The sequence below is a fragment of the Prauserella sp. PE36 genome, assembly GCF_003311655.1.
GTDB classification, from domain to species: Bacteria; Actinomycetota; Actinomycetes; order Mycobacteriales; family Pseudonocardiaceae; genus Prauserella_A; species Prauserella_A endophytica.
In genome coordinates this window covers 1-16,811 of the sequence record NZ_QEQT01000062.1, presented here as the reverse complement: position 1 = coordinate 16,811, position 16,811 = coordinate 1, and the positions used below count along the sequence as shown (strand labels likewise).

The 16,811-nt window shown below is 70.4% G+C and carries 13 protein-coding genes; 3 read left to right on the top strand and 10 right to left on the bottom strand.

Going from position 1 to position 16,811, the window contains the following annotated elements:
- Positions 1–28: 28 nt before the first annotated feature.
- Positions 29–1,636, bottom strand: a complete 1,608-nt coding sequence (locus tag DI005_RS15475) for a sensor histidine kinase (protein WP_233520152.1) — start codon at positions 1,634–1,636, stop codon at positions 29–31.
- Between the two features lie 163 nt (positions 1,637–1,799).
- Between DI005_RS15475 and DI005_RS15470 the strand changes: the two genes are divergently transcribed.
- The gene (locus DI005_RS15470; RefSeq protein ID WP_112273157.1) at positions 1,800–3,116 is read left to right on the top strand and encodes a cation:dicarboxylate symporter family transporter; all 1,317 of its coding nucleotides are present in this window, start codon (positions 1,800–1,802) and stop codon (positions 3,114–3,116) included.
- Positions 3,117–3,252: 136 nt separating this feature from the next.
- Here the strand turns inward: DI005_RS15470 and DI005_RS15465 are convergent, their stop codons facing one another.
- The 3 genes from DI005_RS15465 to DI005_RS15455 all read right to left on the bottom strand — a co-directional run bounded on the left by DI005_RS15465 (position 3,253) and on the right by DI005_RS15455 (position 7,856).
- Positions 3,253–3,696: an SRPBCC family protein gene (locus tag DI005_RS15465; protein WP_112272155.1), complete on the bottom strand. Its 444-nt coding sequence runs from the start codon at positions 3,694–3,696 to the stop codon at positions 3,253–3,255.
- 40 nt (positions 3,697–3,736) lie between these two features.
- Positions 3,737–6,592, bottom strand: a complete 2,856-nt coding sequence (uvrA, locus tag DI005_RS15460; protein ID WP_113642615.1) for an excinuclease ABC subunit UvrA — start codon at positions 6,590–6,592, stop codon at positions 3,737–3,739.
- A gap of 64 nt (positions 6,593–6,656) precedes the next feature.
- Complete coding sequence (locus DI005_RS15455) at positions 6,657–7,856, bottom strand: acyltransferase (RefSeq protein WP_113642613.1); 1,200 nt, start codon at positions 7,854–7,856, stop codon at positions 6,657–6,659.
- 98 nt (positions 7,857–7,954) lie between these two features.
- On the opposite strand from DI005_RS15455, the gene DI005_RS15450 reads away from it, so the two are divergent.
- Positions 7,955–8,632, top strand: a complete 678-nt coding sequence (locus tag DI005_RS15450; protein WP_112272161.1) for an MBL fold metallo-hydrolase — start codon at positions 7,955–7,957, stop codon at positions 8,630–8,632.
- A 489-nt stretch (positions 8,633–9,121) separates the two neighbouring features.
- Here DI005_RS15450 and DI005_RS15440 read toward each other — a convergent pair whose 3' ends face one another.
- Together DI005_RS15440 and DI005_RS15435 are read right to left on the bottom strand one after the other, a co-directional pair.
- Complete coding sequence (locus DI005_RS15440; RefSeq protein ID WP_199542817.1) at positions 9,122–9,322, bottom strand: hypothetical protein; 201 nt, start codon at positions 9,320–9,322, stop codon at positions 9,122–9,124.
- 69 nt (positions 9,323–9,391) lie between these two features.
- Entirely contained in the window at positions 9,392–11,608 is a 2,217-nt protein-coding gene (locus DI005_RS15435; RefSeq protein WP_113642611.1) for a germacradienol/geosmin synthase, read from the bottom strand.
- A 211-nt stretch (positions 11,609–11,819) separates the two neighbouring features.
- On the opposite strand from DI005_RS15435, the gene DI005_RS15430 reads away from it, so the two are divergent.
- Positions 11,820–13,052, top strand: coding sequence for a M14 family metallopeptidase (locus tag DI005_RS15430; RefSeq protein ID WP_113642609.1), 1,233 nt, complete (start codon positions 11,820–11,822; stop codon positions 13,050–13,052).
- A gap of 6 nt (positions 13,053–13,058) precedes the next feature.
- On the opposite strand, the gene DI005_RS15425 is transcribed toward DI005_RS15430, so the two are convergent.
- The 4 genes from DI005_RS15425 to DI005_RS15400 form a co-directional block, all read right to left on the bottom strand.
- On the bottom strand, positions 13,059–13,478 hold the full coding sequence (locus DI005_RS15425; protein ID WP_199542815.1) for a pyridoxamine 5'-phosphate oxidase family protein: 420 nt from the start codon (positions 13,476–13,478) through the stop codon (positions 13,059–13,061).
- An 83-nt stretch (positions 13,479–13,561) separates the two neighbouring features.
- Positions 13,562–15,418 (bottom strand): SRPBCC domain-containing protein, encoded by a 1,857-nt coding sequence (locus DI005_RS39700; RefSeq protein ID WP_369973586.1) that lies wholly within the window; start codon positions 15,416–15,418, stop codon positions 13,562–13,564.
- Entirely contained in the window at positions 15,415–15,744 is a 330-nt protein-coding gene (locus DI005_RS15405) for a helix-turn-helix transcriptional regulator (protein WP_112272168.1), read from the bottom strand. Before DI005_RS15405 ends, DI005_RS39700 begins: the two co-directional genes overlap by 4 nt.
- A 116-nt stretch (positions 15,745–15,860) precedes the next feature.
- Positions 15,861–16,616 (bottom strand): ABC transporter permease, encoded by a 756-nt coding sequence (locus DI005_RS15400; RefSeq protein ID WP_112272170.1) that lies wholly within the window; start codon positions 16,614–16,616, stop codon positions 15,861–15,863.
- Positions 16,617–16,811: the final 195 nt, after the last annotated feature.

Sequence of the window (16,811 nt, the reverse complement as noted above, 5' to 3'; positions counted from 1 at the left end):
TTCCTTCCCGCGGAACCGTAACAGCCGCTCACCGCAGCGGAATCCGAACCGTGAAGACGGCCCCGGGATCGTTGGTGACCTCCACGGTGCCCCCGTGCCTGCGCACCGCCTGCCCGACGAGCGCCAGCCCGAGGCCCCGGCCCGTCTCACCGCCGCCCGGCTTGGTGGACCAGCCCCTGCGGAAGATGTCCGACGCGGCGTCGTCGGCGATACCCGGCCCGGTGTCGGCCACCCGCAGCAGCAGCTCGTGCTCGTCGGAACGCACGGTCACGGTCACCCGGGGCGTGCGCTCGCCGGCCGTCTCGATCGCCGCGTCCACCGCGTTGTCGACCAGGTTGCCGACGATGGTCACCAGGTCGCGGGGGTCGATGTGCGGCGCGGTGTCCTGCATCGCGGTGTCCTCGGTGAGCACCAGCTCCACGCCCCGCTCGCTGGCCTCGCTCGACTTGCCGAGCAGCAGCGCGGCGAGCACCGGTTCGGCCACGGCGCCGACGACCCGGTCGGTGAGCTGCTGCGCGGTCTCCAGCTCCGCCGTGGCGAACTCGACCGCCTGCTCCACCTTGCCGAGCTCCACCAGCGACACCACCGCGTGCAGCCGGTTCGCGGACTCGTGTGCCTGCGAGCGCAGCGACTCGGCGAAGCCTCGCACAGTGTCCAGCTCGCCGGTGAGGCTCTGCAGCTCGGTGTGGTCCCGTAGCGTCACGACGTTGCCCATCCGGTCGCGCGATCGCACCGGCATCGTGTTGACGAGCAGCACCCGTGTGTCGGTGACGTGCAGCTCGTCACTGGCCGGTTCGCTCGACACGAATGTCGAGACCAGCCCGGGCGCGAGCCCCAGCTTCCCGACGGGCTTGCCGCGCACGGTGTCCACGTCGTCGGGCAGACCGAGCAGTTCGCGGGCCGCGTCGTTGCACAGCACCACGTGCCCGTCACGGCCCACGAGGACGAGCCCCTCGCGCACCGAGTGCAGGATCGCCTCGTAGTACTCGAACATCCGGCTCAGCTCCGCCGGCCCAACGCCCCGGGTCTGCCTGCGCAACCGCGCGCTCACGAGGTAACTGCCCGCGACACCGACCACGAGCACCCCGCCCGCGACCGCGAGCACCGGCGGCAGGCGCTCGCTCAGCTCCTTCGAGATCGATTCCACGGTGATGCCGACCGCGACCAGCCCCACCACGCTCCGGTCGTCGTCGAACACGGGCGCGACGGCGCGCACCGACGGGCCGAGCGTGCCCGTGTAGGTCTCGGTGAACAGCGTGCCGCGCAACGCGGGCCCGGTGTTGCCGATGAACCTCCTGCCGATCAGCGCCGGGTTCGGGTGCGTGTAGCGGATGCCGTCGCGGTTCATGATCGTGATGAAGTCGACGCCCGTGTCCGCCCTGACCCGCTCGGCGAAGGGCTGCAGCTCCGCGCTCGGCTCGGGTGCGGCCAGCGCGTCGCGCACCCCGGGCGAGTCGGCCAGCGTCGCGGCCACCGAAACGACCTCCTCCGCGGCCTTGTCGTCGGTCGCCTGCGCGGCGTCGAGGTAGGCGAGCGCGGCCCCGCCGCCGACGAGCAGGCCCACCAGCACGAGCTGCAACACGAGCAGCTGACGGGCGAGACTCCAGCGCCGGGCGGAGGAAAGGGACGACGGCACGCGCACCACCACATGACATCACAGTCGCGGCGAACGAAATGAACACAACCGTGACCCTCACGCGGCCGGTGCCGATAGTCGTCCTGACGCAAACCGACCCGAGGAGGCAACGATGCCTGAACCGTCCACGGCGGCAGGCCAGGCCCCGAAGCGCCGCGACCGGATGCACTACCTCTACCTCGCGGTGATCGCGGCGGTGGTGCTCGGCGTGATCGTCGGGTTCGCCTTTCCCGACCTCGCCGCGGAGCTCAAGCCGCTCGGCAGCGGCTTCGTGTCCCTGATCAAGATGATGATCAGCCCCATCATCTTCTGCACGATCGTGCTCGGCATCGGCTCAGTGGCAAAGGCCGCGAAGGTCGGCAAGGTCGGCCTGCTCGCGCTCTGCTACTTCCTGCTCATGTCCACGTTCGCGCTGGCGATCGGGCTCGTGGTGGGCAACATCCTGCACCCCGGTGAGGGCATGCGGCTCGACCCCGCGGACGCCGCGGCCGTACAGGAGCAGGCAGCCGAGGGCGGCGAGGGCACCGTCGACTTCCTGCTCGGCATCATCCCCGAGACACTGGTGTCGGCGTTCACCGAGGGCTCGGTGCTCCAGACGCTGCTCGTCGCGCTGCTGGCCGGGTTCGCGCTGCAGAAGATGGGCGGCGCCGGCCAGCCGATCCTGCGCGGCATCGAGCACATCCAGCGGCTCGTGTTCCGCATCCTGGCGATGATCATGTGGGCCGCACCGGTCGGCGCGTTCGGCGCGATCGCGGCCGTGGTCGGGGAGACCGGCTGGGAGGCGCTGCGCAGCCTCGCCGTGATCATGATCGGCTTCTACCTGACGTGCCTGGTGTTCGTGTTCGCCGTGCTGGGCGCGGTGCTGTGGTTCGGCGCGCGGATCAACGTGTTCAAGCTGCTCGGCTACCTCGGCCGCGAGTTCCTGCTGATCGTGTCCACGTCGTCGTCGGAGTCTGCGCTGCCGAGGCTCATCGCGAAGATGGAGCACCTCGGAGTCAGCAGGCCGGTTGTCGGCATCACGGTGCCGACGGGCTACTCGTTCAACCTCGACGGCACCGCGATCTACCTCACGATGGCGACCCTGTTCATCGCGACCGCGCAGGGCAGCCCGCTGGGCGTCGGCGAGCAGATCTCGCTGCTGGTGTTCATGATCATCGCGTCGAAGGGCGCGGCGGGCGTCAGCGGCGCCGGCATCGCGACACTGGCCGGTGGGCTGCAGTCGCACCGCCCCGAGCTGGTCGACGGCGTCGGCTTCATCCTCGGCATCGACCGGTTCATGTCCGAGGCCCGCGCGCTGACCAACTTCGCGGGCAACGCCATCGCGACGGTCGTGATCGGCTCGCTGACGAAGGAGTTCGACCGGGAACAGGCGCATCGCGTGTTCTCCGGACAGGACCCGTTCAACGAGGCTACGCTGGTGGATGATGATCACAAGCCCACGGCCGAGAGGGAACCGGTGAGGGAACCGGCGCCCGTCTAGAGCTGTCCGGGCCGGCGTAGCTCCACATCCCCCGGCCGGCCCGGTGGAATCCCAGCACACTGGGGTTCGACCGACCGCCAGGTCTCGCCCGTGATCGCGGGCCGGACCTGGCGGTCCACGCGTTTCCGGGGTCTGGTCATCGACCCAGCAGGGACCGCAGGCCATACAGGCCCCGGCGCATCATCACCGCGTGGTTGACGCGGAACACCGGGTGGGCGACGGGCGAAAGCGCCCGGAGCAACGCCTTGCGCACCACCACCTGCTGGGCGATCTCGAGCCGCGTGCCCTCGCTGTGCTCCCGGACCAGGCCGGTGAGCGAACCCTCCAGGTCACCGCTGAGCGCGACGCCGAGCCGCCCCGCGCGCTCGTCCTCCTCCACCCGCGTCAGCCGTAGCCGCAGCGCGAACGGCAGGGTGGCGCGGCACACGACCTCGGCGGTGCTGTCGTCGACCCGGGTCACCGATCGCACGTCCGGCCACCACGCCGGATAGCTCCCGAGGTCGACGAGCGTGGCGAAGACGGCTGGGGCGGGAGCCCGGATCGTCCAGTCGGTGCGGAACCGGTATCGGGTCAGCGGCACGCTTTCAGTATGCCGCCGACCCCGCCGTGGTTCAGTCCGCTCAGGCCAGCACCGGCTTGAGGAACTGGCCCGTGTAGCTCTCCTCGGTGTCCGCGACCTGCTCCGGAGTGCCCTCGGCGACGACCATGCCGCCGCCGGACCCGCCCTCGGGGCCCATGTCCACGATCCAGTCCGACGTCTTGATCACGTCGAGGTTGTGCTCGATCACGATCACCGTGTTGCCCTTGTCGACCAACCCGTTGATCACGCCGAGCAGCTTCGAGATGTCCTCGAAGTGCAGGCCGGTGGTGGGCTCGTCCAGCACGTAGACGGTCTTGCCGGTGGAGCGCTTCTGGAGCTCGCTGGCGAGCTTCACGCGCTGCGCCTCGCCACCGGACAGCGTCGGCGCGGGCTGGCCGAGCCGGACGTAACCGAGGCCGACGTCCACGAGCGTCTGCAGGTGCCGGTGGATGGCCTTGATCGGCTCGAAGAACTCGGCGGCCTCCTCGATCGGCATGTCCAGCACGTCGGAGACCGTCTTGCCCTTGTAGTGCACCTCGAGCGTCTCGCGGTTGTAGCGGGCACCCTTGCAGACCTCGCATGGCACGTAGACGTCCGGCAGGAAGTTCATCTCGATCTTGATGGTGCCGTCGCCCGCGCACGCCTCGCACCGGCCGCCCTTGACGTTGAACGAGAACCGGCCCGGCTGATAGCCGCGGACCTTGGCCTCCGTGGTGGCGGCGAACAGCTTGCGCACGTGGTCCCACACGCCTGTGTAGGTGGCCGGGTTGGAGCGCGGCGTCCGCCCGATCGGCGACTGGTCCACGCGCACGAGCTTGTCCACGTGGTCCAGGCCGCGCACCCGCGTGTGCCTGCCGGGCACCTGGCGCGCGTTGTTGAGCTTGTTGGCGAGCACCGTGGCGAGGATGTCGTTGACCAGCGTCGACTTGCCCGAACCCGAGACCCCGGTGACGGAGATGAGGCAACCCAGCGGGAACGACACGTCGATGCCGCGCAGGTTGTGCTCGCGCGCGCCCACGACCGTCAGCTGGCGCTTCCTGTCCACCGGCCGCCGGATCGCGGGCACCTCGATGCCGCGCCTGCCGGAGAGGTAGGCGCCGGTGAGCGACTCCTTGTTGCGCAACAATTTCTTGTACGGTCCGCTGTGGACGATCTTCCCGCCGTGCTCGCCCGCGCCAGGGCCGATGTCGACCACCCAGTCGCTCGAGCGGATCGTGTCCTCGTCGTGCTCCACGACGATCAGCGTGTTGCCGAGGTCACGCAGCCTGGTCAGCGTCTCGATGAGCCGGTGGTTGTCGCGCTGGTGCAGGCCGATCGACGGCTCGTCCAGCACGTAGAGCACGCCCACGAGCCCGGAGCCGATCTGCGTCGCCAGCCGGATGCGCTGCGCCTCGCCACCGGACAGCGTGCCCGCGGCGCGGTCGAGCGAGAGGTAGTCGAGACCGACGTCGAGCAGGAAGCGCAGCCGGGCCTGGATCTCCTTGAGCACGGCGCCGGCGATCATCGCCTCGCGGGGGCCCAGCTCCAGGTCGTCGAGGAACTCCGACGCCTCCGCCACCGACAGCGCGCAGACCTCGGCGATGGAGCGCTCCCCCTGCTCGGCGTGGGCGAGCGTGACCGCGAGGATCTCGGGCTTGAGCCGGCTGCCCTGACACGCGGGGCACGGCACCTCGCGCATGTAGCCCTCGTACCGCTCGCGCGCGTAGTCGGACTCGGTCTGCTCGTGGCGCCGCTCCAGGAACGGGATGACGCCCTCGAAGTTCGCGTAGTACGAGCGCTGCCTGCCGTAGCGGTTGCGGTAGCGGACGTGCACCTGCTCGTCCACACCGTGCAGCACGGCCTTCTGCGCCTTGGCCGGCAGCTTGCGCCACGGCTGGTCCATGCGGAAGCCGATGGTCTCCGCCAGCGACTCCAGCAGCCGCTCGAAGTACTCGGCGCTCTGCCCGCCCGCCCACGGGGCGATGGCGCCCTCGGCCAGCGACAGCTCGTCGTCGGGCACCACCAGCTCGGGGTCGACCTCCTTGCGCACACCGATGCCGGTGCACTCGGGGCACGCGCCGTAGGGCGAGTTGAACGAGAACGAGCGTGGCTCCAGATCCTCGATCGCCAGCGGGTGGCCGTTGGGGCAGGCCAGGTTCTCGGAGAAGCCGCGGATGCGGTGCGGGTCCTGCTCCGGCAGATCCACGAACTCCAGCTCGACCAGCCCGTCCGCGAGCCGCAGAGCCGTCTCGACCGAGTCGGTGAGCCGCTGCTTCGCGCTGGCCTTGACCGTGAGCCGGTCGATCACCACCGCGATGTCGTGCTTCTCCTGCTTCTTCAGCTTCGGCGGGTCGGTGAGCGAGTACACCGTGCCGTCCACGCGGGCGCGCGCGTAGCCCTGCTGCTGGAGGTTGGCGAACAGGTCGACGTACTCGCCCTTGCGGCCGCGCACCACCGGCGCGAGCACCTGGAACCGGACGCCCTGCTCCATGTCGAGCACCTGGTCGACGATCTGCTGCGGCGTCTGCTTGCTGATCGGCTCGCCGCACTGCGGGCAGTGGGGCTTGCCCGCGCGGGCGTAGAGCAGGCGCAGGTAGTCGTAGACCTCGGTGATCGTGCCCACCGTCGAGCGCGGGTTGCGCGAGGTGGACTTCTGGTCGATCGAGACCGCGGGCGAAAGGCCCTCGATGAAGTCGACGTCCGGCTTGTCCATCTGGCCGAGGAACTGGCGGGCGTAGGCGGACAGCGACTCCACGTACCGACGCTGGCCCTCCGCGAAGATCGTGTCGAACGCGAGGCTCGACTTGCCAGAGCCCGAGAGGCCGGTGAACACGATCATGCTGTCTCGCGGCAGGTCGATGTCGACACCGCGCAGGTTGTGCTCGCGGGCGCCGCGAACTACGAGGCGATCAGCCACCCGAAGGTCCCTTCACTGGTCTGTGGAGTGCCGGCGTCGAAGCTGACACTCGGCCGCCACCATGCTAGGTCGCACCACCGACAGAAACCGCCGGCTCGGAATCCGGCCGGACCGGTGCCGCGAGGGCGGGCCCCCTCCTGCCGGGGCGCGAACCGGTGAGCACACGGTACGCCGGTCGTTCGACGAGGATGGTCACGAGCCAGCCCAGCACGACCGCGAACGCGACCACCAGCACCAAGCGTAACCACCACGCCGAAAGACCCGCCTCCGAGAGGACCCTGGCGAGCTGGTAGCCCAGCGCCTGGTGGACCAGGTAGACGCCGAAGCTGATGCCGCTCAGCCACGCGACCGGCCTGCGCAGGCGCCGCAGCCCCGGCAGGTCCCAGTCGGGACCCCTTGCCGCGAGGCACATCAGTCCGAGCATGACTGTGAACCCCGCCACGGACTCCGGCCGGGGCTCGCTCGTCCGGAACGCGTGCAGCACGATCACGGTGAGCAGCATCCCCGCGAGGTGAGGGGTGGAGAGCCTGCGCCGCTGCCACAGCCAGATCGCGAGGCCGACCGCGAACAGATGCGCGTAGAAGAGGCCGCTCGCCGTCGGCAGCACTCCGATGACCAGGCTCAGCACGGGCGACGCCGCGGCGATCGCGAGCACGGTCCACAGCGCGGTGTGCGGCCGCACCCGGTGGTGGAGCCGGGCGCGCCAGAGCAGCGCCGCGCCCGCGAACGCGAGCACCTGGATCGGCATCGTCCACCACGAGCCGTCGATGCGGTGGTACGGGTCGGGGTTCCACAGGTGCAGCAGCGTCCCGTGGAGCAGGAGATCGTTGAGGTCGGGGACGTGCCACGGCGGCAGCGTGCCGGGTGCGGGCTCGTCGGGCACGGCCGGCGGCGCGAACAGCAGGCCGAACCAGCCGGGCCGGTGCTCCCAGCCGTTGAACCCGACCACCAGCAGGCGCGCCGAGACGTAGGTGACCGCCAGCGCGAAGAAGTACGCGGGCAGGATCCGCGCGAGCCGGGCCCGGAACCACGTGCCCGCGTCGCTCCGGCGCAGCGTCGGGCCGATGAAGTAGCCCGAGAGCACGAGCAGGGTGACTGTGCCGAACGGCACGTTGAGGGAGAAGGGATAGGGCTCGATGCCCGGCACACCGGCGGCCACCCCGGTGACGTGACCGGTCACCACAAAGGTGATGGCGATCACCCGGATGAGGTCCCAGCTGAGCCGCCGCGACGACGCGCGGTGAGGCCGCGGGGAGCTCGTCACGAATTTTCCTCGTTGCCGGTGATCTTGTTCAGCGCACACTAACGGGCTGTGCGGGCGCGCCCTCGATCGGGGCGCGATCACCTACTACCGTGTGCCGGGTGAACGTCGTTGAGGAGTACACCGGCCACGTCGAGCCGGGGGGCGACGCCGCCCGGCGCACGCTCGACGCGCTGACCATCACCAAGCTCTCGGTCGGCCCCATGGACAACAACGCCTACCTGCTGGTCTGCCGGGCCACGAACGAGGCGCTGCTGATCGACGCGGCCAACGACTCGGAGCGGATCTCCGACCTCATCGGGCACGGTCCCGACCGCCCGGCGCTGCGCAAGATCGTCACGACCCACCAGCACCCGGACCACTGGCAGGCGCTGGGCGCGGTCGCCGGCGCCAACGGTTCCTACACGGCGGCCCACCCCGCGGACGCGGACCCCCTGCCGGTGCCCCCGGACTACCTGCTCGAGCACGGCGACACCATCACCGTGGGCGACTGCACCCTGGAGGTCATCCACCTGCGCGGCCACACCCCGGGCTCGCTGGCGCTGCTGTACCGCGACCCGGCGGGAGTGCCGCACCTGTTCACCGGCGACTCGCTGTTCCCCGGCGGGGTCGGCAAGACGAACTCGCCGGAGGACTTCACGTCGCTGCTGAACGACGTCGAGGAACGGATCTTCGGGCAACTGCCGGACGAGACGTGGTTCTACCCGGGCCACGGCGACGACTCGACCCTGGGCGCGGAGCGCCCGAAGCTGGCGGAGTGGCGCGAACGCGGCTGGTGAGGACTGCGCGGTCGGGAGCCGGCTGGGCGCTACGGGCCCCGCCTCCCCGCCAGCCGAACGAACGGGTCCGAGCCCGCTCGATGAGGCGACCGCTCACACGGCGACGACGTGGACCATGCTTTCCAGACCCTTGAAGTCGTTCGCGTTACGCGTGTAGAGGGCAGTCCACGGGAAGACGCGATCGCGGCGATCATCAGATCAAGGCGGCGAGGCCGTGGACCCCGGTTCGCGGCGAGGAACAGCGCGACCAGTGTTCCGTACCGGGCGGCCGCCTCACCGTCGAACGGCAACGGAACGAATTCGACGATGGCGGCACCGAGCTGCTCGTTGCGAGCCGCGCGGACAGCGGGGTCCTTCGCCCTCGCCACACCGTGGTGCAGCTCAGCCATGGTGACCGCCGTGAGTTCCGGGACCTTCGGCAACACCGCGGGGTCGAGCTGATCGAGGTCTATGTAAGTACAGGTGTCCAGCACACCTGCTTCGTGACGCTCAGCCACGGCTTCGATCCCACGGATCGTCCCCGCCCGCCCGATCATCGTCACCGAAGGAGGCATCGGCTTCCTCGCGCAGCTGCGCGACATCGACGCGCGGCAATCGTCGGTGTCGTTCGACCAGTTCCTCGGCGGTGAACCGACGCCTGCGCGTTACCGGGCGCAGCTCGGCGACCTCTTCGAGCGCGATGCCGTCCATCTCAGCCGACGGAAGATCGAGTATGCCAGCGAGCAGATCGACAGCCGGCTCACCGACTATCCGGCATCCCTAACCCGCTCGCCGCGCCAGTGAGCGGATCGTGCCCGTGCCAGGGCCTGACGGGAGGAACGCGAACACCGTCGACGGGATCGCCGATTCCCGCAGCCTGCGCAGTTCCGGTTCTTGGTAGCGCACACACTTGTCGTGCCACTCCCGGATTCCCGCCATCCAGTCCTTCAGGCCGTCCGCGTGGCGCGTGAGGATCTCCCGCACCGATTCGTCGACGTCGTGCTCCTCGAACAGCGCGGGCAGGCCCTCCGCGACAAGGGTTTCGAACTGCCTCATGCGCTGTTCCATCAGCTTCGCCACGAGGTCGCGGGCGCGGACGCGGTCGGTGTTCAGGAACTTCTCCACCACCAGCACCATGTTGTGCACCTCTCCCTCGTACTCGACTTCCTTCTGGTACGAGTACAGGTCGTTGGTGAAGCACGCGTAGTCCTGCGCCGACGTTTCCAGCTCCCGCAGCACCCTCGTCTGGTACAGGTGCGCGGGCACCTCGTCGGCGTGCGCGAGGCGCGCGAGCCCGATCGTCATGTCCGAGCCGAACGTCCTGCGCCGCATCTCGACGTAGTCCACGGGGTCCGGGATCCGGTTCTGCGCCTGGTTCCGCAACTCCCAGAGCCAGCTCGCCGTCATGTCCTCCACCGCCGTGCGGAACTGCCTGCGCGCGAACTCCGGCATCGGGCCCGCTGTGCGCCGCCACAGGTCCGCGAGCCCGCGTTCGAGCGCGTTCGCCGGTTCCGGGGTCTCGCCCGCGTCGAGCGGCATGAACGCGGACAGCCGGTCGTTGCACGCCTTCGCCGCCGCGAGGTGGCGGCCCACGCCGAACACGACCGGGAAGTAGTCGTCGCCGTAGGTGCCCCAGGCGAGCCAGTCCGACGAGAGGTACAGCTGCTCGGGGCTCGCGTCGGCGTGGATCATCGAGGCGCAGTGCGCCAGGTCCAAGCCGCGGAACCGGCGCTCGTCCCACACGCCGCCCGCCTCGACGCCCGGCACGGAGTCGAACATGCCCATCCGGCGCGCCCAGCCGACCGCGTACTCCCTGGCGTCGTCGAGGTGGGGGCTCATGCGGTACGGGTACGGCAGGTACAGCTCGGGCAGCGGCAGGGGCCCGGTGGGCGTGAACGGCACGTGCGAGTGGGCGCTGACCCTCGGCCGCACGCCGGGCGCGAGGTTGATCCCCGACGTGCCGAGTCCACTGGGCCCCAGCCCGGCGCCGCCCGGCACCTCCTCGTTCATGTACCTGCTCGACATGGCGTGCCACTCGTGCCCGCCCGCCTGCCAGTCCTGCAACCCCTTCGCGTAGGCGAGCACCGCGGTCTGCTCGTGCGGGGCCGCGCCGTGCTCGGCCAGCAGCGCCGGGATCTCGGTGACGGCCGTGTTCTCGAACTGCTGCAGCCGTGAGGTGAGCAGGTCGTTGACCAGCTCGGCCGCCTCCTGGGTGGAGCAGTCCAGGAACCGCTCGAACACGAGCACCGCGTTGGAGTTCTCGCCTTCCTCCTGCACCTCGCGCTGGTAGGAGAACAGGTCGTTGCGCAGGTGCACGGCGTCGGCGAACGTGTCGGTGAGCACCTGCAGCGGCCGGGTTCCCGCGAGCCCCGGCGGGATCTCCGCGCGGGCGGCGTACTCGATGAGGTTCGCCGACCACGGCGCCCCGCCGACCCGCCGCCGCATCTGGATGTACTCGATGGGGTTGGCGATCCGGCCGCGGTCGATGTTGTCCAGCTCCCACATCGACTCGACCATGAGGTTGTGCGTGCTGGTGCGGAACCTCCGCCGCCAGGCGGGTGACATCGCGGGCACGGTCCGCTCCCACAGATCCCGCAGCCCGGCCTCGGCCGGGTTCGCCGGTTCCGGCGGCTCCTCGCCGTCCTCGGTCATGAACAGCTCGAGCCGATCGAGGTAGGTCTTCGCGCCGTCGAGGTCGCGGGAGTACTTGAACTGTTCGAGGAAGTGGTCGTCGAAGAAGAACACCCAGACGTACCAGTCGGTGATCAGGTCGAGCGCGGGCCCGTCGCAGTCGGGATGGGTGTACGCGCACATGAGCGCGTAGTCCATTGCGGCCAGGTCGTCATCCGTCCACACGAGACCGCCGCCGGGTTTCCCGGTGTCGAGCATGCCCATCCGTCGCGCCCACTCCGTGCTGTGCGCCCTGGTTCCCTCCAGGTTCGGGTTGATCCGCGCGGGATAGGGCAGGTAGAAGTCCGGCAGCGTGAATGCCTGCATGTGCGTTCCAACTCCCTCGGGGCCGACTGCGGTGCTGCGCTCGCCCTCGACGCTGACAGCCCGCCGTCACGGCGGGCTACGTCCGCGAGGGGGAACCGGCGGAACCGTCGGAGGAACCGGAGCGGACACGCTGCGTAGCCCACGGCGTGGTGAGTCGTTTCCAACTTTCGATGGGTTGCCGTCAACGCTTCACGGCCACCAGCCTGAGTGCATGGGTTCGACACGCCGCGTGCCGGCCGCACTCGCCGGTCTGGTCCTCCTGCTCACCGTCACCGCGCCCGCGAGCGCCGGGGAGTCGCCCTCGTCGGTGTACGAAGTGGACACGGCGAACGCCGCGCAGCGCACGGAGATCGCCGCCACGGGCGTGGACGTGCTCGGCGCACGGGACGGCACGCTGACGTTCGTCGCCGACCCCCAGCAGGCCGAGGAGCTGCGCGCGGACGGGTTCCGGATCCAGCGCGTCGGCGAGGCACCCACTCGGGTGGCCGACGCGGCCGCGCCCGCCGACTTCCCCGCGGGCGACGAGGGCTACCACACCTACGCCGAGGTGACAGCCGAGCTGGATCAGGCCACGCGCGACCACGGTGACATCGCGCAGCTCTCCAGCGCGGGCGAGTCGTTCGAGGGCCGCGCGCTGCACGTGCTGAAGATCAGCGACAACGCGGCGCAGGACGAGGACGAGCCCGAGGTGCTGTTCACCTGCAACCAGCACGCGCGCGAGCACCTGACCACGGAGATGTGCCTGCGCATCGTCCAGCGTTTCACCGACGGCTACGGCAGTGACGCGAAGGTCACCGAGTTCGTCGACAGCCGCGAGATCTACGTGATCCCGACCGTGAACCCCGACGGCGCCGAGTACGACATCAGCGGCGGCCAGTACCAGGGCTGGCGCAAGAACCGCCAGGGACAGGGCACCGACGTCAACCGCAACTGGGGCTACCGGTGGGGGTGCTGCGGCGGGTCGAGCGACGACCCCGCCGACGAGACGTACCGCGGCACGGAGGCGTTCTCCTCCCCCGAGGCGAAGGCGGTGGCCTCGTTCGTCGACTCCCGCGTGGTCGGCGGCACACAGCAGATCACCGCGCACATCGACTTCCACACCTACTCCGAGCTCATCCTCTGGCCCTACGGCCACACCACGGACGACACCGCGGAGGGAATGAGCCCGGAGCAGGCGAAGCGGTTCTCCGACGTCGGCACCGAGATGGCGAGCAGCAACGGGTACACGCCCCAGCAGTCCAGCGATCTCTACGTCACCGACGGTTCGATCAACGACTGGATGTGGGGCGAGCACCAGATCCTGAGCTTCACCTTCGAGATGTACCCCGCGGACGGGAGCGGTCTCGACGGCTTCTACCCGCCCGACGAGCAGATCGGCCCGCAGACCCAGCGCAACGACGGCGCGGTGGACATCCTGCTGCGCGAGGCGGGCGAGACCAGCTGAGTCCTACTAGGACTTGCCGGCCTTGCTCTGGTCGTTGCTGAGCCACTTCTCCGGGCGCATCCGCACCAGGATCGAGCTGTCGCCGAGAGCGCCGTCTACGTAGGCGACCGCTTCGGCCTCCGGGAGATACCGGCGGGTGATCGCGAGCGCCTGCTCCCGCGTGGGCGGCTCGTCGATACCGACGACGGGTCCCTCGGCGGTGACGTAGCGGTAGGGCCACTCCTCCGACTGCGCGACGAGGCTGAACCGGCCCGCCTTACGGATGTTGCGATCCTTGACGGTGTCGCGATCCATCCAGAGCAGCACCTCGCCGTCCACGTAGTCGTACCAGATCGGCACGGCGAGCGGCGCGCGTCCGTCCCGCTCCACCGCGAGAACCCCGACGTGCACCCCGGACAGGAACTTCTCCCGCTCGGCTGCGGTCATCACCAATGACATTCCGGTTGTCCCTTCGGCTCCCCATAGCTGGTCATCGTCGCCAACACGGGGAGCCGGGGAAACATTCCGCCTCAGGAGTACGCGCTCGCGAGTTGCTCCGCCCGGTCGAACGGCGACCAGTCGACCTCGCGGCCGTCCAGCTGCGCGACCATCACCTCCAGGCCTGCGTGCCACCCGGCGCCGGCCGGGGCGAGGATGTCGCGGTCGCCGACGACGTTGGTGAACACCACGTGGCAGCCGCCGTCGCCGTCAGGGGACAGCTCCCAGCGCAGAGTCTCCTCACCCCACGTGAACTCCAGCAGCTTCGGTGGATCTGCGCGCAGCACTTCGCCCTCGGTGACGTGTCCGGCGTCCGTGCCGTAGCGGCGCACCTGCTCGGGAGTGACGGCGAACCGCAGCCGCGCGCCGGGGCGCAGGTCGAACTCCACGACGGCGGGGAACCACGAGCGCAGGTGCTCCTGCTCGGTGATCGCCCGCCAGACCTTCTCGGGCGCGTGCCGCACGTGCCGCTCGAAGCGCAGCGCGTACCGCCCGTCGCCGGTCTCGTGCACGGTGCCCAGCTCCAGCTCGGTGGCGTAGCCTCGGCGAAGCCGCTCCGTGCGCTCGGCGGGCCACGGGCAGCGAACGTCGCCGTGCAGCGCGGCGAAGAACAGCTCCAGGTGCGTCTGCCACGCCGCGAGCGCGGTCGCGCGCAGCTCGGCGAGCCGGGCCGGCACGGTCTGCGTCAGCACGAGCCGCGTGCCGACGGGCTCCTGCTCGCGCAACTCGAACCGCACGCGTCCTGCGGGCGCACCGCCGTGCAGCCAGGTGTACTCCACGACACGGCCCGCTTCGGCGACGGTCACCTCGCCCGGATCGAGGTAGCCGTGCGTGAACCGCACCGGAACCGGCCCGCCCGCCTCGGGCTCGTCGCCCTCGGCCAGTGTCCGCCAGACCGCGGCGGGCGGCTGGACGAGATCGCGCTCGAACCACAGCTCGCACCCGTCGCCCCGCGTGCGCACCTCACCGCGGCCGAGGCCGAACTCCTCGACGTAGCGCTCCGCGCGGGCGAGGAACTCCGGTTCGGGCGCGGGACGTCCGTCGAGCCGCGCGGCCAGCAGGTCGAGGCACGCGTCCCAGCCGGGGGCCTGGCGCGCCACCGAGGGCACGTCGCCGGTGGTGCCGCTTCCGCTGAGCGTGTGGCTGAACAGCAACCGGCAGCCCGCTCCGTCGGGCACCAGCTCGAAGCGCAGCACCGAGTCCGCCCACCGGAAGGCGTAGACCTTCGGCGGGTCGAACTCCAGCACCTCGCCCTCGGCGAACGCGCCGCCGAGGTCGTGGCGTTCCTCGCCGAAGCGGAACCGCATCGCCGCGCCGATCGCGGGCTCGGTCTCGATCGAGGCGGGGAACCAATGCGCCGACTCGGCGGGATCGGTGACCGCGCGCCACACCTTCTCCGGCGCGTGCGTGAGCCGCCTTTCGAAGCGCAGTACGGGTTTCCCGGCGACAACGTCCATTGTGCCCAGTGGATCGAGTTCGCCGAGCGTGGCGCCGAGCGCGTCGAGACAACCCAGCCAGCCCTGGTGCATCTGCTCGGCCCACTCGTCGTCGGCGAAGAGGTGCCGGAACGTCAGCAGGCAGCCGGCCCCGTCGGGTTCCAGGTCGAACCGCGCGTGGTGGGTGCCGGTCTCGGCGTCGAACTCGTCGAACGCGAACACCGACGCCTCGGCCAGTTCAGTGATCACCGCGCGGACCTCGGTGCCCTCCTCGTCGCGGAAGCGGATCGCCCCGCCGACCCGCAGGTCCAGCTCGACCGCTGTCAGGGGGTACCACCGGCTCAGGTGCTCCGGTTCGGTGAGAGCTCGCCACACCTTCTCGGGCGGATGCCGCAGCCTGCGCTCGAACCGCAGCTCCCAGCGGTCGCCCACCCGTCGCGCCACGTCGTTCACCGGTCGTCCTTTCGCTCGTCGTCGGGCATCGCGTCGAGGTGCCGCTCCAGCGCGTCGAGCCTGCCAGCCCAGAACCGCCGGTAGGGCGTGAGCCAGGCGTCGATCTCCAGCAGGGGCTCGGGGCGCAGGCGGTACCAGCGGCGCTGGGCGTCGTGCCGGACGTCGACGAGCCCGGCCTCACGCAGCACCTTGAGGTGCTTGGAGACGGCTGGCTGGGTCAGCGTCAGCCGCTCCACGAGGTCGCCCACCACACGTTCCCCATCGCGTAGCAGGTCGAGGATCTCCCTGCGCCGGGGCTCGGCGAGGATCTCGAACGTTGTTGCCACCCGAGTAATATAACCACACAGGCATATAGAGGCAATGGGCCGGTGCCTGTTACCCACTGCAGTGAAGGCCACCCTGCCTGCGTTGAACGCAGTGAAGGTGGCCTTCACTGCAGTGCTCAGGTGCCCCGCCAGTCGGCGTGGAGCCTGCGGCACGCCACGAGCTCCACGGCGAGCAGCACGCCCACGGCCTCAGCGGCCAGCAGCCCGATCAGCACCAGCAGCTGGGTCACCCCGGCCTGCACGGGCCCCGCGCCGCCGAGCAGCACGCCGACGAACGCGCCGGGCAACGTCACCAGCCCGACCGTGCGCGTCTGGTCCAGCGGCGGGATGAGCGCGTGACCGGCGGAGGGACGGCAGATCTCCAGCGCGGCGGCCCGCTGCGGCAGCCCGAGCGCGAGCGCGGCCTCGTACTCGCCGTAGCGAGTCCGCAGCTCGTCGACGGCGCGGCGCGCGGCCTGCGCGGTCGCCGTCATCGTCCCGCCGATCACGATGCCCGCGATGGGCACCACGGCGATCGGCCGCAACGGAACCACACCCGACGCCAGCACCAGCCCCAGTACGGGCACCACCCCGCCGCCGAGCGCGAGCGCCACCCACGCCACGTTCCGCGGCGCCCCGATCCGCCGGGCCGCCGTCACGACGGCGACCGTGAACATCAGCAGCACGAAGCCCGCCGTGAGCCAGCCCGAGCGCAGCACCGCCACGATCACGAACGAGACCGCGGCGAGCTGCACGACCGCGCGTATGCCCGCCACCACCACGTCCCGCCACGAACCGAGCCCGCCGAGCCACACCACCACCGCCGCGAGCGCGAGCAGCAGCGCCAGCACGACGGCCAGCGCGGGACCGGCGACGACAGCTCCATCAGCCACGAGAGAGATCGTCGCCCATCCCGGCACTAACCTCGACACCGTGACGCACAACGAGCCCGCCGAGCCCGAGTACCCGCAGTCGCGTTTCCAGCCGCCGCCCGGTGCCGCCCGGATCCTGCTGATCCGGCACGGCGCGTCCGCCGCGGCCCGCGAGAGCGAGCCGTTCCCGCTGGTCGGCGGCCAGGGCGACCCGCC

Bases quoted from the DNA above. Each gene is read 5' to 3' on its own strand.
- DI005_RS15435 (WP_113642611.1), bottom strand. From the start codon at position 11,608: ATGCAGGCATTCACGCTGCCGGACTTCTACCTGCCCTATCCCGCGCGG.
- DI005_RS15470 (WP_112273157.1), top strand. From the start codon at position 1,800: ATGCACTACCTCTACCTCGCGGTGATCGCGGCGGTGGTGCTCGGCGTG.
- DI005_RS15430 (WP_113642609.1), top strand. From the start codon at position 11,820: ATGGGTTCGACACGCCGCGTGCCGGCCGCACTCGCCGGTCTGGTCCTC.
- DI005_RS15440 (WP_199542817.1), bottom strand. From the start codon at position 9,322: ATGGACGGCATCGCGCTCGAAGAGGTCGCCGAGCTGCGCCCGGTAACG.
- DI005_RS15425 (WP_199542815.1), bottom strand. From the start codon at position 13,478: ATGACCGCAGCCGAGCGGGAGAAGTTCCTGTCCGGGGTGCACGTCGGG.